Below are 17561 nucleotides of genomic sequence, written 5' to 3'. Positions count from 1 at the left end.
GATGCTCATTCCTAATGCGATCAGGCTTGTGTGCCCACAGCCATAGTGTAAGTATCTGGAAACTCACGATCAAAAATCTCGTTAGCCCACAGCATGACGATCATTTCACTTTCGCCAACGTTGGTAATGTCGTGGCTCCAACCTGGGACCGTCTCTACCACTTCCGGCGATTCGCCGTCGGTGAACAACTCATAGAAGTCGCCCGACACTATGTGGCGAAACCGGAAACAGGCTTTGCCTTTGATAACCAGAAACTTTTCAGTTTTCGTATGATGATAATGACCGCCTCGAGTGACCCCTGGATGCGCTGTAAAATACGAAAACTGACCCGAATCCTTGGTCTTGAGCATCTCAACGAAAACACCGCGAGCATCTCCGTATTTCGGAACGTTATAAGTAAACTCTTCAGGCGGCAGGTAGCTGAGATAGGTAGAGTAAAGCGCACGCAGAAGCCCCGTGCCGACACGCTCCGTAATCATTGACTGCCGGCTTTCTTTGAATGCCCGCAGTTGCGCCGAAAGGTCACCTACCGTAATAGAAAAATGAGGCTCAATCACAACAAACGGATTACCAGATTGCTCTCCATCCATAACAGCAACAAAGCTTTTTATGACATCATCGATATAAACTAGCGAAACACTGGCATCCGGATCATTTATACTGATGGGCAAATCACGCACAATATTATGGCAAAACGTCGCTACGACCGAATTATAATTAGGTCGAGCCCACTTCCCAAACACATTGGGCAACCTGTATAAATGCACATCAACGCCCTGCTGACTCGAAAGACTCAAGAGCGCGTCTTCGGCATCGCGCTTACTGGTGCCGTAAGCGTTGTCCTGCTCCGCCTGTATAGAGGATGTATAAAGCAAAGGGATATTACGACCACTAGCAGCGACTGCGTCACACAGCGCCTGTGTCAAATTGGTGTTACCCGAAATAAATTCCTCGACATGTTTAGGACGATTGACACCGGCCAAGTGGAAAATAAAGTCCACGTTGGATACAAGTGAATGCAAACTGGCAATATCCTCTTCACGGCAAAATCGCAGCAACTCGATGTCTTTGCGCTCCTGCAAGTGAGCAACAAGGTTTTTACCGAGAAATCCATTGGCACCGGTGATCAATACTTTCATGCCTTATTCCTCAGATATCACGTGTTCACCGCGCTGAATCGCACGCATGAAATCAAGTTTGAGCAGCAACTTTTTCATTCCCTCAACATCCAGACGCTCAGTGTTATGCGAGTTATAGTCTTCCATCGTGGAGATCTTTTCTTCGCCCTGCTCAACAAACTTGCTGTAATTCAAATCACGTAGATCGGGCGGCACGCGAAAGTAGTCCCCCATATCTTCTGCACAGGCCATTTCTTCTCGACTCAAGAGTGCCTCATACAGTTTCTCGCCATGACGAGTGCCGATGACCTGGATCGGATGCTCCGGCTGCCCCAACATCGATGTCAGTGCATGAGCTAAGGTTTCTACTGTTGCTGCTGGTGCCTTCTGGACAAAAAGATCACCGTTGTTGCCATGTTCAAAGGCATACAGAACCAAATCAACGGCATCCGCCAGCGTCATCATGAAGCGCGTCATGTTTGGATCAGTAATGGACAGCGACTTTCCTTGACGTATCTGCTCAATGAAGAGAGGGATGACAGATCCCCTGGAAGCCATCACGTTTCCGTAACGAGTACCGCAAATCACCGTCTTCTGTTCATCGACGTTTCGAGATTTGGCAACCATGACCTTTTCCATCATGGCCTTGGAAATACCCATGGCATTGATTGGGTACACAGCTTTGTCTGTACTCAAGCAGACCACACGCTTTACACCGTTATGTATAGCGGCTTCCAGCACATTGTCGGTGCCGATCACATTGGTCTTGACGGCCTCCATCGGATGAAACTCGCAAGATGGGACCTGCTTGAGCGCAGCGGCGTGAAATATGTAATCTACGCCACGGGTAGCCGTTAGAACACTTTGATAGTCCCTCACATCACCGATGTAGAACTTAAGCTTAGAGTTGGCATAGCGCTTGCGCATGTCATCTTGTTTTTTTTCGTCACGGCTGAAAATGCGAATCTCTGCAATATCACTGCTAAGAAAACGCTTGAGAACGGCGTTCCCGAAGGAACCAGTTCCACCACTGATAAGCAATACCTTGCCAGAGAAATTTTCCACGCTGAACCCTCTCAAAAAATATGCAGAATTGTACCATACCCATCCTGGGGCACGATCTGGAGTTTTTGGACAACAACCCCCTGTCACGCAAAAAATAGGTCGAAACGAACCACATTTTACATCATCAAGACCGCTATCCAGCTCTCTGATTAGTCTCGGAGAGTCATGGTGCATCCTTACCCGTTGAACAAGAGGATGCGTTATGGATAGACGTCTTCATGGCTCAGCCCGAACAACGCCGCGAGTTCGAGCCGAGCTCCAAGAGTCGAATCGTAAGCTGGCAACCCGTTACCTAACAGCCGACCATCCAGTTTTTTCGTAATGCCCGATGGAAGAAGTTTGCCTCGTCCCAGCTTTTTCTGGATACCGGCGGCAGTGCAGGCCCGGGGCTCCTGTAATCACGGTGCCCGCCTAGAGCCCCGAGGACTGTAAGCGCTCCATGAAGACCACATTCCAAGCCGATACTTGATGCCCGATGCTGCGCTCCCGAATTCTTTCTGGAGCCCGCGGTCATGATGCGACCCGATGCAAAAGTGGAAAAAGTCTACCTCCACCCCAAGCCCGTGGATTTTCGAAAATCCATCGACGGTCTCGCCGCCTTGGTCGAACTGGACATCAGAGTCGCCGTGTTCGACCCGGCACTTTTCGTTTTTCTGAATCGCCCCCCCCCACCGTAACCGGGTGAAAATCCTTTACTGGGAGCGCAACGGCTTCTGTCTGCGGCTCGGTAATCCCCTCTGAAAAAAGTGCTCATCGGAAGTAGAATTTTTTCCTAATCGGATCAAGGAAATCTTGCGTGAAGACATCGCGGCGAAGAGAGATGGCGCAGGAAGCGGTTCGTTCAGGTCGGTGTAGTATCAGTGCTATCGCTATCAACCGCGTTTGGCGCCTAAAAACGCCGAGATCGCCGATCACCTGATCCGACTCACGCATAACCAGCGTAACTGGGGTTTGGATTGTGCTTTCTGTATCTGCGTAACGTGAAGGGCTATCGCTGGAATCACAAGCGGGTGTACCGGATTTATCGCGAACTGGAACTGAACCTGCGGGTCAAGCCGCATAAGCGCATTGTGCGCGAGAAGCCCGAACCGCTGGCGGCGTGGAAAGCCAGAGGCGATCCGCAGCGTTAACGGTCCAGAGTTTATCAGCGCCAAGCTCGCTGGATGGGCCGAGAAACGGGGTATCCGATTGGAATATATTCAGCCGGGTGATCCGCAGCAGAACAGAAGTTGGCCCTGGCGGCCTGACCTCTATTTCTGGCGAGTATTAAAAGTGGGAGGATTACCCCACGGCCAGCGCACAAATCTACAGCCTGGTCGAAACCACCAAGATCAATGGCCAGGAACCTTATACGTGGCTGCGCCACATACTGGAGCGACTGCCGCTGGCGACGTCGGTAGAAGACTTCGAAGCCCTGCTGCCGTGGAACTGCTCGCCAGAGATGCCACGGTAAACGACTACCTCATCTTTAGGTAGGTGTAGTTCGTGGATCGTGACGTTACTTCTACTGGTATATGATCAAGGACGTCTACAGCCGTAAGTTGGTAGCCAACGAGGTGCATGTCAACGAAAGCGCCGAGCAGGCCGCACAGTTGTTGCGTCAGGCCTGTCTGCGTGAACCAGCCGCTGGTACTGCACTCGGACAACGGCAGTGCGATGAAGGGCTCGACCATGCTGGCGGCGATGCAGAACCTAGGGGTGATGCCCTCGTTCAGCCGCCCCGAATGAGCAATGACAACGCCTATGCCGAGGCCCTGTTTCGCACGGCCAAGTACTGCCCACTATGGCCGGAGCGGCCCTTCGAAACACTGGAGCAGGCCAGGAACTGGGTGAACCGCTTCATGGACTGGTACAACCACGAGCATCGCCACAGCGCGCTGAAGTTTGTAACTCCGGCACAGCGGCGAGCTGGTCAGGCGCAAGAGCTGCTGCACAAGCGTATCGAGCTGTACGAGGCGGCACGTGCAAGGCATCCGGAGCGCTGGAGCGGCAAGATCAGGAATTGGTCGCTGGCCCCGATTGTGTGCCTGAACCCCAGAGAGGGAGGCGGTACTGCAACAAACATCAAAGGCAGCGTGACACGCTCACGCGACAACTATCTTGAAAATCGCCGGTATGTCCTGATAGGAGTTGGGGTAATGCACAACCTTGCCAGGACCGGAATAACGGGCAACCGGGTCTTGAAACGCCCTCGATTGAACAAGCAGCGTATCGACGAAGGCGTAAATACCTTTCACCAGCCAGCCTACAACGCACAATATTGCCTTGTTCTTGATGAACCCGGTCGCACTCAAGCTCTCTGGCCAGAGATCCTGGCCCCATACAACCAAATGGCTTTGCGTTTCCACCTCAAGTAAGTCGCCGGAATAACCGAGGCAATTGGAGCTGGCGCAAATACAAAAATCGCATGATAGGCATCCCCTTTCACTGCGCGTGGGTAGTGCCTCAAGCCATTCAAGATAAATGACAATTAGTTCAATACGAGGTTTTTTTTGCATCAGAAGTACCACGCGGTCTGAGCGGTGCATGGTAAACACTGACAGAGGACTCGAACTTTTCTTCCCGAGTGCCGGAGGCACTCTAGCCGTTAAAGACTACACCATCCGGGTAGTTTGGCTTTCCGGTAAGAATTTTACAACGTGGCCCTGGATAGATAAAGCTTTAACCTGATCATTGACAACAAAAGACTCTAGCCAAAAATATTGCGACACCACAAGAACTTTCATTTATCAAACACCTTTTTTGGGACTCACGGCCAACGCCAGCAACTCTGACCATGTTTTTTTTGAAGTCTTTTCCCAGTCAAATTTATCGCTCTGCGTCACCGCCGCAACGGACAACGCCTTCAAAGTATCAGGACTTGTCAGCGCCTCAGACAGCACATTTTTTATATCTTTTGAATCAAACGGAGAAAAATACAGTGCTGCATCCGCTCCAATTTCCGGCATCGGCATTACGTTGGAGCAAATCATCGGCCTTCCGGAAGCGAGCGCTTCGAGAAGAATATTAGGGCAGTTCTCACACGATGAGGCAAAGAGATTCAGGTAGGCGTGATGATACAGTGGAGGAAGCATCTGATAGGGAATAGCGCCCAATAATAGTACTTGGCCGTCAAGGCCTAGCCTTGCAACTAGAGACTTGACCCGATCGGCCTCCGGCAGGTTTGTTTCGCCCACAAGAACCAATGGAAATTTTTCGCGAAGCTCCTTTGGCAGATCTGCATAAGCGCTAACTACTTCATAATGATGTTTGTAAACATCAAATCGCGACACGTATAAAATATATTCTCCGGCGGGTAAAAAATCCGGCCGAAGAACAGCAGAATCGCCATGTGTCCTGAATACCGAGCTGATTCCGTGAGGAATTGTAACTGGATTTTTGATATTGATCAGTGACTCAATAACACTTCGCGCGTAATTTGAGATGAATATCGTCAGATCCGCTTCGCGCATGCTCTTGAGCATAATACGATTCAACAACCAATTTCGCAGACGCTGCAATCCAAGTGGAATACTTTTGCGCACTCGCAAATCAAATGGAATCATGTTCCGAAACATTGTCGCAACTTTGCAACCTGTTGGAGCAGAGGAACCCACTACGCCACCGGGACAAAATAGTACGTCAGCTTTCTCAGCCTTCAAAATACCGGGCAGCACCCACCGCTCCCACACAGCTCTCATAATCGGGTTTTCAGTGGGCCAGGCCGGTTCGATCCGCTTGATCCTCGGGTGATCAGGCAGCTTGAGTGACGCCGGGGCGAAAACCAGAATCTCAAGATCCGCATTGTCAGGTACGAACTGAAAAAGATTAATCAGATATGTCTGACCTCCACCAAGCCGGGCAGAAAGTGCATTGAAAACTATCTTCATGGGAAACCTTTTGCTCAATGTGAATTAGTGGCTATTTTTATCGAGCCAGGATTGGAACATTAGAATATTCCACAAATGAAGACTGCGATCGTATGTTCCGTTCTGATGCTGGAGCCATGCCGAGCGAATTTTCTGAGAGTCGAAGTAGCCCTCTCTCTTCAGCCGTTCCTCCGTTAACAGGTCCTCTGCCCACTCCTTCAGCGGCCCTCGCAACCATTGAGCCAATGGAATAGAGAACCCCGCCTTCGGCCTGTCAAAAAATGAAGTAGGAACATATCGCTTAAGAAGCTCGCGAAGCGGCCACTTCCCCACACCATTTTTTATCAGTTGGTCTGACGACAAGGAAAACGCGAGTTCCGCAACCCGATGATCAAGCAATGGAGCGCGGGTTTCCAGGCTTGCGCTCATCGCACCACGATCCACTTTAACCAGCAAATCGCCAGGCAAATACTGAGAGACGTCCCAACGACGCATTTCCTCGACGTAATCCACTGCCGACTCCCAGGAAATTACGTCGTGCCGTTGAGCATCGACACCCAGCACCACATTGTCGGTCGACTGCCACTGAGACATCAAACCGGTATACATCTGCGCCAGATTTTCAGAGCCCAACAGCTCGGACATTCTGTAGATACGTCGACCATTGACTTTGGTTCGAAGACTGCCCGGCAGAATCGAACAGACGTTGTCCCACCCCTTGGACGAGAGCGAACGAAGTGAATAAGCCATGACCTGGCGTGCAGGCAACGGCAGCTTTTTTATACGCTCCCATAGCCCGGCAGTAATCTGATAACGGGGATATCCGGCAAAAAGCTCATCGCCACCATCACCAGAAAGGGCAACGGACACATGCTGTTTTGTCATCCTGGAGACCAGGATTGTAGGTATTTGCGAGGAGTCAGCAAACGGCTCGTCGTATATTTCCGGCAGGTGCGGAATTATTGAAATAGCATCATCGGCACTCAGATAAAACTCGGTATGGTTAGTCCCCAAGTGCTTGGCAATCGCTTTGGCGTAAGGTGCCTCATCAAACTCAGGCTCATTAAACCCGATCGTGTAAGTGTTGATACTGGTAGAACTCTGTGATTGCATCAACGACACTATCAAGCTTGAATCGACACCACCGGACAAAAACGCACCAAGTGGAACATCGGCGATCATTTGCGATTTTACTGCAGCAGACAATCTTTGACCGACAACATCCACAACTTCCTTATCGCTGACCTGCGAAAGTTCATGTTTTAACTCGCCAACCGGCGGTAACGACCAATAGGAAACGGGTTCCTGCACACTAGAAAACGAGCCGACACTCAAATAGTGTGCCGGCTCCAACTTTTTAATGCCTTCATAGATGGACTCCGGAGCCGGAACGTAACCATATCTTACGAACTTGGCTAGCGCATGACGATCAATTCGCAGATCGCTACCAAACGCAGCCTTGATCGCCTTCAACTCGGAGGAGAAGACAAAACGGTTGCCCACAATACCGTAGTAAAGTGGCTTCTCTCCCATTCTGTCTCGTGCCAATGTAATCGTTCTGGAAACTTTATCCCAAACCGCAAAGGCAAACATACCCACCAGGTTTTCAAGGGTTTTTTGTACCCCCCACGCACCGAGCGCTGCCAGCAACACTTCTGTATCAGAGTGCCCGCGCCAGACGCGCGTCAAACCTGACGCAATCAACTTCTCGCGCAACTCATTAAAATTATAGATTTCACCATTGAAGACGATAACATATCGCTCATCATCGGAAATCATCGGCTGACTGCCGTGTACCGAGAGTTCCAGGATCGAAAGCCGCCGGTGTCCCAGCGACACTCCCCTATCGGCATCTGACCAAACTGCTCCATCGTCGGGCCCTCGATGTATCAGCGCATCCACCATCTTGCCAACGGCAACGGCGCCTTGCTGATCCTGCTTCCACCCGACAACTCCCGCAATTCCGCACATACCGACTATCTCAATCCAATGAAAATATTAAAACTCACTTCAAAACCCGAACGAGCTTCATCGTGAAGAATAATCCTAATGCCATCACATAAAAAACCAATGAGTTCAGCAAGTATATTTCGCCGTACCAAACAGAGTGCATAACCGATGAAGCACACAGCATGTACAAGAAAATTCGCAAAAAATCGTCCTCGCGACAGCGCGAGTCGATCAACCGCCAGAAGCAGACACTGATGAATCCATTGAGGAAAACACCAAACAGTCCGAAATTCTCAAAAGCCACGCCAGCAGAGTGGATCCCACCGAGCCCGGTAATATAATACCAGAAGGCAGGATTATCCACCACAATGGGTTTTTCCATACCCAAAGCCGAATATAAAGGTGAAGGTGGTAGCGAAAGAAACATATCGAGATAGGTCTGGCCGTAACGCAGGTGCTCCCCATCCCAGAAATTGGTTAACTGCTGAACGAGCGGCAAAATTATCGCATTCCAGGAGTTGAACAAGAAATACTGTGTAATATTATCCGACGTAAAGGGCACATCCAATCGGTTCATTGAAACAACAACACCGCTGAGGAGCAGAAAAGCCATGAATACAGCAACGGACAACAGAGTTTTAAGCTTGACAAACTGATTATAGCGAAACAACAGCCCCAGAATCGAAGCGACAACCACGACAACAAAATCACGTTTCCCCGCCATTGAGTTGACAATAGAATAAGAAACCACCAGAGCCGCAGACACAAAAAACATCGATCTGGATGGGTAGGAAAATGCCAAGGCAATGATCGCAATGATGGAAAAAACTATCACTGACTCGACACCCGTGAACATTTCAAGCAGTGCGCCCGCGTTCACGAACCTGAAGCCGATAAGGAAGACGGACAGCGCAATAAAAATGCCCCCTGCTAACTTGAAGTCCGACGCAGAAAAAAATGTTTTTCGCTCTACTTGCAAATTTCTGGGCGGCACCAGCGATGACAATAGATAAGCAACGAGTCCACCAGCAACCCCAAGAAACCAGACCAGCGAAAGTCGGAATACTAACAAGTCATCCAGATAAAATTCATAGTTTCCAATAGGCCAAAGTTTAATGGTCTCGCTCCACAAGCAACTGACGAGCCCCAAAAACGGCACCGAATAGCAAACGGCGTACAAAGCAACGAGATATTTTTTTGATATCAGACACAGAACGCATTGCACAAGCAATACCAGCAAGCACGTCGAAACCAGTAATATAACCATTAGCCTTAACCAACAAAAAAAACGCAACTGAACCGTAAACCAGACTCAATACTGGCCCCAATATTACTTTCAGACATGCACCTTGTGCCACCAACGCGCATGTTCAATATGTTCATCACTGCACCAACTTACGGCCACCCAGGACCGCAAGCACGGCAATTTGAGCGGCCAGCGCGGAAACAAAGGACCTGAAAAGATCGACCGCCAACATATCGCCTTTTAACCCTGCCACTACTGTCAGCGACAAATAAACAAACGCATAAACACAGCTACCAAGAAAAACAACCCTGGTCATGTTTTTACTGTGCAATATTTGAGTGACGATTGTAGTCGTAAGCCCTATGCCACCCGCCAATACTGCGTAAGCCAGAAGATCATTTTTGCTGCAAAAACGACTGCCGAGCAGGCACAGCCAATAGCTCTGCGACAAGACCAGGAACACAGGCAAGCATACTGAAATTGATAGCCCGAGCATCAAGTACAGCTTACTGGCGCTCTTCCCGCTTCCTGCCAGCTTTACAATGGCATAGGATGTCAGCGAGCTTGGCAACACAGTGACCAGAATATAAAAAAGGAAAAACAGATTAAAATAGCCAACCTCCGATACGTTCAAGCTCGATTTGGCAAATATCATCAGACAAACAATATGAACAGGCGCCCCAAGTAGCATACTACCAGCAATAGTAGGAGCCCCTGAGCGCGAAAGCAATGCCGTAATTTGTCGAAAAAAAGAAGACTCTCGCCCCCCCTTGTCACCATGTCTGAAGTGGTTTTTCTTTATTGTAAAGAATCCATATGCAGGCGCGATTAACGTACAAATCGCGAGCGTCAGAATAACCCCTTCTATTTGCCCTGTAATCTTCGCAATGGAAACTACCAGCAGCAATCCAATAAGACCGTGGACCGCCAGTGCAGCAGCCCATTTCCCCGAGGTGTTAAGGGAGAACATCAATCCGGTTATAGTCAAATTGCAAACACAAGCGAAACCCAGAAAAAATGCTCCGATCAGCAAGTAACCGGGATTCATTCCGTAAGAAGAAGCTGGCGCCGGAAAAATCAAAAACACGATGACACAAAGGACAGCTACAATGATGCCGCCCCATGACATGAGCCCCAAAGAGGTCTTGTAATTTACTTCCTCTGCATTCAGGATCGCATAACGACTCAACGCCACACTCAAGCACTCTCCTACCACCGTTGCGATGCCTGTGACTATCGCGTAATGGTAAGAAAACACGCCGTATAGTTCGACGCCTAAAATTCTTGCCAAACTGAACAACAATACAAACATGCAAAGTTTGTTTGCAAGAACAGTGATAGCGCAGATCTCTTTAGTCACTAACCTTAACTTCCTGCAAAGAAGGAGACATACCAACTTGCTGATTTCAACATACCCTCACCAACAGTGAATAGTGGTTTATAGCCCAACAAAGTCTTGGCCTTATCAATATTCGCCTGCGAGTGCCTTACGTCGCCAGCCCGAAAATCCCGATAGACCATATCCGATGTAGAGTTGACATCAACACGAGCCAACGCGTCCTTGATGCAGAAAAAAACCTGATTCAATGTTGTCCTGTCACCGACCGCGACGTTGTAAACATTATTCTTTGCTTCAGGACTGGCACAGGCAGCCAGTATATTGGCTTGCACTGCGTTTTCTACGAAGCAAAAGTCCCGACTTGTTTCACCATCACCATTGACGAAAACCGCTTCATTATTGATCATGGCCGCCGTCCACTTAGGGATCACGGCTGCATAGGCGCCATTCGGATCCTGACGCTTGCCAAAGACGTTAAAATAGCGAAGCCCAATGGTATTGAACCCGTATGTACTGGAAAAAACCTCAGCATACAGTTCGTTTACATACTTTGTGACCGCATAAGGGGACAGTGGCTTGCCAATCACACCTTCAACCTTTGGAAGTCCAGGATGATCGCCATAGGTAGAACTGGACGCGGCATAAGTAAAACTTTTTACTTTCGCATCCTTCGCCGCAACCAACATATTCAGAAAACCGTCGATATTGGTACTGTTCGTTGTAACGGGATCATTGATGGAACGTGGAACAGAACCTAATGCGGCCTGGTGCAAGACGTAATCCACCGGAATATCGGTGGCCGCAGGGAAAGTCATCGCGGATCGGCAATCGTCAATATTTCTGATATCACCTTTTACCAACACAAAGCGTGCCCATTGTTCAGGGCTCACTATTGATTGCACTTCATCGAGATTATGCTGGTGCCCTGTTGCAAAGTTATCGAGACCTACAACCCGCTGATCTAATTGCAGCAGTGTCTCCAGTAAATTGGAGCCAATAAATCCGGCCACCCCCGTAATCAGCCAAACCTTTGGGGATTGTTGAATTTCAGCTTTAACTTCTTCGAAACGGATCATTTGACTCTCGACTTGTTTTTCCGGCGGTAACGAATCAGGGTCTTTACAGACCCTGATATTCAGAGACGCAGATCTGATTGAGAGGCATCCAGCAGGTACTTGAGATCATAGAGAACATGCTCAGCTTTACCCAGGCTGCGAATCTGCTCAGCCCCCATCGCAGAGAACTCACTGTGTGCGACAGCCAAGATGATACCGTCGTAAGAATCGACCTGTGGTTGCCCGATAGGAGTGATTGAGTATTCGTGCATTGCTTCCGCCGCATCTACCCACGGATCATAAACATCAACAACAATATTGAATTCAGCAAGTTCATTCACGATATCGATGATTTTAGTGTTACGCAGGTCCGGGCAGTTCTCTTTGAACGTCAACCCCATGATCAAGACGCGAGCACCATCAACATGAATCTTGCGTTTGAGCATCGCCTTGACAAGTTGAGATACCACATAGGCTCCCATGCTGTCATTCAAGCGACGACCCGCCAAAATGATCTCCGGATGATATCCGATGGATTGCGCCTTGTGAGTCAAGTAATAGGGATCTACACCGATGCAGTGGCCGCCAACCAGTCCCGGACGGAAAGGCAAGAAGTTCCACTTCGTCCCAGCCGCCTCCAGAACCGCCTGAGTGTCGATACCCATTTTATTAAAAATAAGTGCCAACTCGTTGATCAGGGCAATATTCAAGTCGCGTTGTGTATTTTCAATAACCTTCGCCGCCTCGGCAACCTTGATACTTTTGGCCTTATGAGTGCCGGCGACAATTATTTCATTATACAAAGCATCAACCAGATCAGCGACCTCTGGAGTGGACCCTGCAGTTACTTTCTTGATGGTAGTAACACGATGCTCTTTATCGCCAGGATTTATCCGCTCCGGGCTATAGCCTGCATAGAAATCGACATTGAACTTCAGTCCGGATACTTTTTCCAGCACTGGAACACAGTCTTCTTCAGTAGCGCCAGGATAGACTGTTGACTCATAAATAACGATATCGCCCTTTTTCAAAACACGTCCAATCGACTCACTGGCTTTAACCAAAGGAGTCAGATCCGGTCTCTTATGCTCATCAATCGGGGTTGGGACGGTAACAATATATATATTGCAGGCAGACAAATTTTCCAGCACAGAGCTAAAACTTAAACCCGACGCAGAACGCAACTCAGAATCAGACACTTCGAGAGTAGCGTCATGACCGGCTTTGAGCGCCTCGATTCGAAGCTGGCTGATATCAAATCCGACGACTTGCATTTTTTTGCCAAACTCAACCGCCAGCGGCAAGCCCACATAACCGAGCCCCACTATGGCCAACTTCACATCTTCGAGTTTAAGCATTGTTTTCCCTTGCCATTCATCAATATTAAGTCGATCGCAAAAAAAACGCGCAAAATTTCGCATTTTTGAATAGACATTACGGCTGCGCAAATTAGAAATTATACCGAAAGCGCCTATGGGAGCCATAAGAATTTTCAGAAAGCCAACGAAGAGCTCAACACCCTCCTTTCCACCTGCACACACTCAAAACCACGCCTGCAACGCAAGCCGCTTCGACGCGATTACCAATCTTTGATCGCACCCGGACTAGCATGGTACCGGGCACAGATTCAACCCCGCACATTAAAAAAACATGCGACTCCCGGATAGCGGCGTTTTACCTGCAAACATTCCTGTCAGATTCGACAGTAGCAAGGGCGCTGAAATCAACACCCCAACCAGAACCCGATCCGCTTCAACTAAACGGCCAAACAGTCTGTTTCTGAGCCAAGGACAGAAATCCCCTCCCAGGCTGATTTTCCAAAACCCCTATTCTTCCGACCTAGCGACAAACAGCCCACGAAGCAATACGAAAGCAATGCCTACGATCAGGCCAGCAATAACACCCAATATAAGGATCAGAGCCTTGTGAGGCTCCACCGGGTTATCTGGCAACTCCACAACCCCGTCTTGCCGATAGACAGATACCACCGCCGGCTCTATTTTCAGCGCCTTGAAGAAGCTATATCGATCCTGAAGATCACGCAAGTTATCCGTAAAAGGGTCATCAGACTGGCGCGCCCGTAAACTTTCAACTTCCGCCCTTAGCGCTTTCGCGCCACGCATATACGTAAGCTGGCCAGCCTCCCCACCCGCAATGGCCGACTGACTCACCGTGATCGCTGGCGGCTTCTCCAGACCGATTGACTCGGCAACCTGCAGCGCCTCACCCAACCTGGCAATTGAGTCTTCTCTAGCCTTGCTGCTTTTCTCTCTGGCGGAACTAATCTGCTGCTCCAAATTACGAGCCCAGACCTCAGACTCAATTGAAACGTTCTTGATTATTTCCTTCTTGGCTAATTCACCAGCCTGAGCCACATATTCAGCAACCCACTCTTTGGCTGTCTCGGGATTAGTGGCCCGCACGACAACCGAATACCTGCCAGCGTTTTCCCCGAGCAGCGGAACCACACGCAACACCTTGGAAAACTTCGAGCGCAGGACATCCCGGGATTTTTGTTGCTCCTCCAGGGGCAAACTCGGCACATAAATCTTGCTAAAAAAATCTAGACGGAGGGCCTCTGCCTGCAGATATCGAGTGTAAATATTATAGACATCGTTAACTGTGTAAGGAGCCAACCCCGGCTCTCTTATTCGACCGTAGTTAAAGTTATATATATCACTCTGAGACGGCGGCATCACAGAAACTTTCGCCTCATAAACGGGAGAAGCCAGAAAAGCATAGCTCGCTGCCAGAGCAGCCCCCAAAACAGTAGAACCGATAACAACAAATTTCTGCCTTAAAAACGCACGAACAAATCTTCGAAACTCAAATTCTTCCAACGCATTATCTTTTTTTGAATCAACACGCATATATTGCTAGCCTTTTTTACTTAAGCAGTTAAGTTAATTACAAAAACCAAACCATTTTAGAAGAGTCAAAACGAACCAGACGGAAAAATAGGAGATTACAACACCCCTTTTCTAAAGTCACGAAAATATTTTATTGCACCCATGGGCGCGCAGATCAATAACACCAGGCAAAATCAATGCCTAGCCTATCGTCCGCGCCTCCTCCCCAGAAAATGAGCCACCACGACCGCTCCAGCAAAAATCATCCACATCAGGAACAAAGCAACTCCGAACAGCGAGATCTGTAGCTGGAGTGACGAAAAACCGAAGAGAGAAACAACGACAAGCTGCTGGTTTTCCAGCACGAAGAGCAGCAGGCTTGTAATTGATATTAACAAGACAAACCCAGTGATCATGAATCGCTTGATGCAACTCTCATCTCGCCAACTCATCACCACCCAAACCCTCCTCTTCCTCATTTACACGATCACGCAATTCTTTACCCGGCTTGAAATGCGGGACGAATTTGCCGTCGAGACTGACAGACTGCCCGGTTTTCGGATTACGACCAACCCGTGGAGCGCGGTAGTGCAGAGAGAAGCTGCCAAACCCCCGGATCTCGATGCGATCTCCAGTAGCCAGACATTGGGACATTTGCTCAAGCATGGTCTTGATGGCCAGCTCCACATCCTTGGATGAGAGCAGCCCCTGATGGGTGACAATTCGTTCGATCAACTCCGACTTCGTCATATTTTTCCCTTCTTTTTCAAGCAGCTAGGAAAGCACTTCGAAGGTTTTAGCATGTGCGGAGGTTTTTGAACAGCCCATCTATTGACTTATCTACATGTGGACAAAACACCGTACCGAGACAGCTAATTACAAATCACCAGCATGGTGCGAGTGACGGCACCGGCTGGATTCCAGCCAAAAGGATACCAACCCTCCTCATCCTTGGCATCACTGGACCTGGTGATCACCTTATAACCCTGGGCCTTACACTCCCGGGCCGCCCGCTTGTAGCACCTGTCCCAATCCGACCCCAGCCCTGAGCAGTCAATCTCGATACCACTCACACCGTGCCTGGCGTGAGTCTTGGCATGGGTGACGCACCCTGCAAGCATGAACAACGCGAGAATAACCATTAGCTTGTTCATTCACTTCCTTACCGATGGGACCCTGATCCGCCCCCAGCGCTTAAATCAACCATCCCTGACGAAAAAGGCTCCAGCACATAGGCATCAGACCATCGCTACCATGGATTTGTTTCAGATGTTTAACCTCAAATTTCGGGCACAAAAAAAGGCGACCGAAGTCGCCCTTTTTCTATGGTCTGACAGAACTTAGTTCTGTTTTTCCATCTGAGCACGCAGCAGAGCACCGAGAGTGGTGTCGACTGGAGCATCCGAAGCAGCTGGCTTGTCGCGCAGGCTCTGGATGGCTTCTTTTTCGTCTTCAACGTCTTTCGACTTGATCGACAACTGGATCACGCGGCTCTTGCGGTCAACGCTGATGATCTTGGCTTCTACTTCTTCGCCTTCTTTCAGAACGTTGCGCGCGTCTTCAACGCGGTCACGGCTGATTTCGGAGGCTTTCAGAGTCGCTTCGATATCGTCGGCCAGAACGATGATGGCGCCTTTGGCGTCAACTTCTTTCACGATGCCTTTAACGATGGCGCCTTTATCGTTAACCGAGACGTACTCGGAGAACGGATCGCTTTCCAGCTGCTTGATACCCAGGGAGATGCGCTCGCGCTCTGGGTCAACCGACAGGATAACGGTGTCCAGCTCGTCGCCCTTCTTGAAACGACGCACGGCTTCTTCGCCCACTTCGTTCCAGGAGATGTCGGACAGGTGAACCAGACCGTCGATGCCGCCGTCCAGACCAATGAAGATACCGAAATCGGTGATCGACTTGATGGTGCCGGAGATCTTGTCGCCCTTGTTGAACTGGCCAGAGAAGTCTTCCCATGGGTTCGACTTGCACTGCTTGATGCCCAGGGAGATACGACGACGCTCTTCGTCGATGTCCAGAACCATGACTTCCACTTCGTCGCCGACTTGTACGACTTTCGAAGGGTGGATGTTCTTGTTGGTCCAGTCCATTTCGGAAACGTGTACCAGGCCTTCAACGCCTTCTTCCAGCTCAGCGAAGCAGCCGTAGTCGGTCAGGTTGGTAACACGAGCGGTGACGCGAGTGCTTTCTGGGTAACGGGCTTTGATAGCAACCCATGGATCTTCGCCCAGTTGCTTGAGGCCCAGGGAAACACGATTGCGCTCGCGATCGTACTTCAGAACCTTGACATCGATCTCGTCGCCAACGTTGACGATTTCCGATGGGTGCTTGATACGCTTCCAAGCCATGTCGGTGATGTGCAGCAGGCCATCGACGCCACCCAGATCGACGAATGCGCCGTAATCGGTGAGGTTCTTGACGATACCTTTGACTTGCTGACCTTCCTGCAGGGATTCCAGCAGAGCTTCACGCTCGGCGGAGTTCTCGGCTTCCAGGACGCTGCGGCGGGAAACGACAACGTTGTTGCGTTTCTGGTCGAGCTTGATGACCTTGAACTCGAGCTCTTTGCCTTCCAGGTGCGTGGTGTCGCGCACTGGACGGACGTCAACCAGAGAACCTGGCAGGAACGCACGGATGCCGTTAACGTCGACAGTGAAGCCGCCTTTAACCTTACCGTTGATAACGCCCTTGACCACTTCTTCGGCTGCGAAGGCTGCTTCCAGAACGATCCAGCATTCAGCGCGCTTGGCTTTTTCACGGGACAGCTTGGTTTCACCAAAGCCGTCTTCAACCGAATCCAGCGCCACGTGAACTTCGTCACCGACGTTGATGTTCAGCTCGCCAGCATCGTTGTAGAACTGTTCCAGCGGGATCAGAGCTTCAGACTTCAGACCGGCGTGGACAGTGACCCAACGAGCTTGGTAATCGATATCAACGATAACACCGGTGATGATCGAACCAGCCTGAAGATTAAGGGTCTTCAAGCTCTCTTCAAAGAGTTCCGCAAAGCTTTCGCTCATTTTAATTCCTGTTGATAAGGGCGAAGAATACGCCCATCTGCCACACCCCAGACGGTGTG

14 protein-coding genes and 4 pseudogenes are annotated in these 17561 nt (G+C 49.7%); 4 read left to right on the top strand and 14 right to left on the bottom strand.

Annotation, left to right across the window (positions count from 1 at the left end):
- Positions 1–20: 20 nt before the first annotated feature.
- The 3 genes and pseudogenes from wbjC to M5B99_RS30330 all read right to left on the bottom strand — a co-directional run.
- The gene (gene wbjC, locus M5B99_RS20795; RefSeq protein ID WP_248805789.1) at positions 21–1139 is read right to left on the bottom strand and encodes a UDP-2-acetamido-2,6-beta-L-arabino-hexul-4-ose reductase; all 1119 of its coding nucleotides are present in this window, start codon (positions 1137–1139) and stop codon (positions 21–23) included.
- A 3-nt stretch (positions 1140–1142) separates the two neighbouring features.
- The gene (locus tag M5B99_RS20790; RefSeq protein WP_248805788.1) at positions 1143–2183 is read right to left on the bottom strand and encodes a polysaccharide biosynthesis protein; all 1041 of its coding nucleotides are present in this window, start codon (positions 2181–2183) and stop codon (positions 1143–1145) included.
- Positions 2184–2452: 269 nt separating this feature from the next.
- Positions 2453–2610: pseudogene (locus M5B99_RS30330) on the bottom strand (hypothetical protein); the annotation flags it as partial.
- An 85-nt stretch (positions 2611–2695) separates the two neighbouring features.
- Here M5B99_RS30330 and tnpB point away from each other — a divergent pair.
- The 4 genes and pseudogenes from tnpB to M5B99_RS20770 form a co-directional block, all read left to right on the top strand.
- Complete coding sequence (tnpB, locus tag M5B99_RS20785) at positions 2696–2860, top strand: IS66 family insertion sequence element accessory protein TnpB (protein WP_248805787.1); 165 nt, start codon at positions 2696–2698, stop codon at positions 2858–2860.
- Positions 2861–3044: 184 nt separating this feature from the next.
- Positions 3045–3407 (top strand): annotated as a pseudogene (locus tag M5B99_RS20780) (IS3 family transposase); the annotation flags it as partial.
- A gap of 64 nt (positions 3408–3471) precedes the next feature.
- Positions 3472–3636, top strand: a pseudogene (locus tag M5B99_RS20775) (transposase domain-containing protein); the annotation flags it as partial.
- 46 nt (positions 3637–3682) lie between these two features.
- Positions 3683–4243 (top strand): annotated as a pseudogene (locus M5B99_RS20770) (transposase); the annotation flags it as partial.
- Positions 4244–4912: 669 nt separating this feature from the next.
- Here the strand turns inward: M5B99_RS20770 and M5B99_RS20765 are convergent.
- From M5B99_RS20765 to rpsA, 11 genes are all read right to left on the bottom strand, one after another.
- On the bottom strand, positions 4913–6052 hold the full coding sequence (locus tag M5B99_RS20765) for a glycosyltransferase family 4 protein (RefSeq protein WP_248805786.1): 1140 nt from the start codon (positions 6050–6052) through the stop codon (positions 4913–4915).
- A 24-nt stretch (positions 6053–6076) separates the two neighbouring features.
- Positions 6077–8002 (bottom strand): asparagine synthase (glutamine-hydrolyzing), encoded by a 1926-nt coding sequence (gene asnB, locus M5B99_RS20760; RefSeq protein ID WP_248805785.1) that lies wholly within the window; start codon positions 8000–8002, stop codon positions 6077–6079.
- A gap of 34 nt (positions 8003–8036) precedes the next feature.
- Complete coding sequence (locus tag M5B99_RS20755; protein WP_248805784.1) at positions 8037–9131, bottom strand: hypothetical protein; 1095 nt, start codon at positions 9129–9131, stop codon at positions 8037–8039.
- Positions 9132–9363: 232 nt separating this feature from the next.
- A complete protein-coding gene (locus M5B99_RS20750) occupies positions 9364–10587 on the bottom strand; it encodes an oligosaccharide flippase family protein (protein WP_248805783.1) in 1224 nt (407 codons plus the stop codon).
- A gap of 5 nt (positions 10588–10592) precedes the next feature.
- Complete coding sequence (locus tag M5B99_RS20745; protein ID WP_248805782.1) at positions 10593–11642, bottom strand: NAD-dependent epimerase/dehydratase family protein; 1050 nt, start codon at positions 11640–11642, stop codon at positions 10593–10595.
- 59 nt (positions 11643–11701) lie between these two features.
- Positions 11702–12979, bottom strand: coding sequence for a Vi polysaccharide biosynthesis UDP-N-acetylglucosamine C-6 dehydrogenase TviB (tviB, locus tag M5B99_RS20740; RefSeq protein ID WP_248805781.1), 1278 nt, complete (start codon positions 12977–12979; stop codon positions 11702–11704).
- A gap of 468 nt (positions 12980–13447) precedes the next feature.
- Positions 13448–14491, bottom strand: a complete 1044-nt coding sequence (locus M5B99_RS20735; RefSeq protein WP_248805780.1) for an LPS O-antigen chain length determinant protein WzzB — start codon at positions 14489–14491, stop codon at positions 13448–13450.
- 185 nt (positions 14492–14676) lie between these two features.
- Positions 14677–14886, bottom strand: coding sequence for a hypothetical protein (locus M5B99_RS20730; protein ID WP_248805779.1), 210 nt, complete (start codon positions 14884–14886; stop codon positions 14677–14679).
- 19 nt (positions 14887–14905) lie between these two features.
- Positions 14906–15220 (bottom strand): integration host factor subunit beta, encoded by a 315-nt coding sequence (ihfB, locus tag M5B99_RS20725; RefSeq protein ID WP_104448966.1) that lies wholly within the window; start codon positions 15218–15220, stop codon positions 14906–14908.
- A 122-nt stretch (positions 15221–15342) separates the two neighbouring features.
- Positions 15343–15624, bottom strand: coding sequence for a hypothetical protein (locus M5B99_RS20720; RefSeq protein WP_248805778.1), 282 nt, complete (start codon positions 15622–15624; stop codon positions 15343–15345).
- A gap of 186 nt (positions 15625–15810) precedes the next feature.
- The gene (gene rpsA, locus M5B99_RS20715) at positions 15811–17502 is read right to left on the bottom strand and encodes a 30S ribosomal protein S1 (protein WP_100939090.1); all 1692 of its coding nucleotides are present in this window, start codon (positions 17500–17502) and stop codon (positions 15811–15813) included.
- Positions 17503–17561: the final 59 nt, after the last annotated feature.

The sequence above is a fragment of the Pseudomonas sp. MWU13-2100 genome, from assembly GCF_023242365.1.
Taxonomy (GTDB): domain Bacteria; phylum Pseudomonadota; class Gammaproteobacteria; order Pseudomonadales; family Pseudomonadaceae; genus Aquipseudomonas.
Note: the sequence above shows the minus strand (reverse complement) of the source record. Positions and strands in the feature narration are given on the sequence as shown.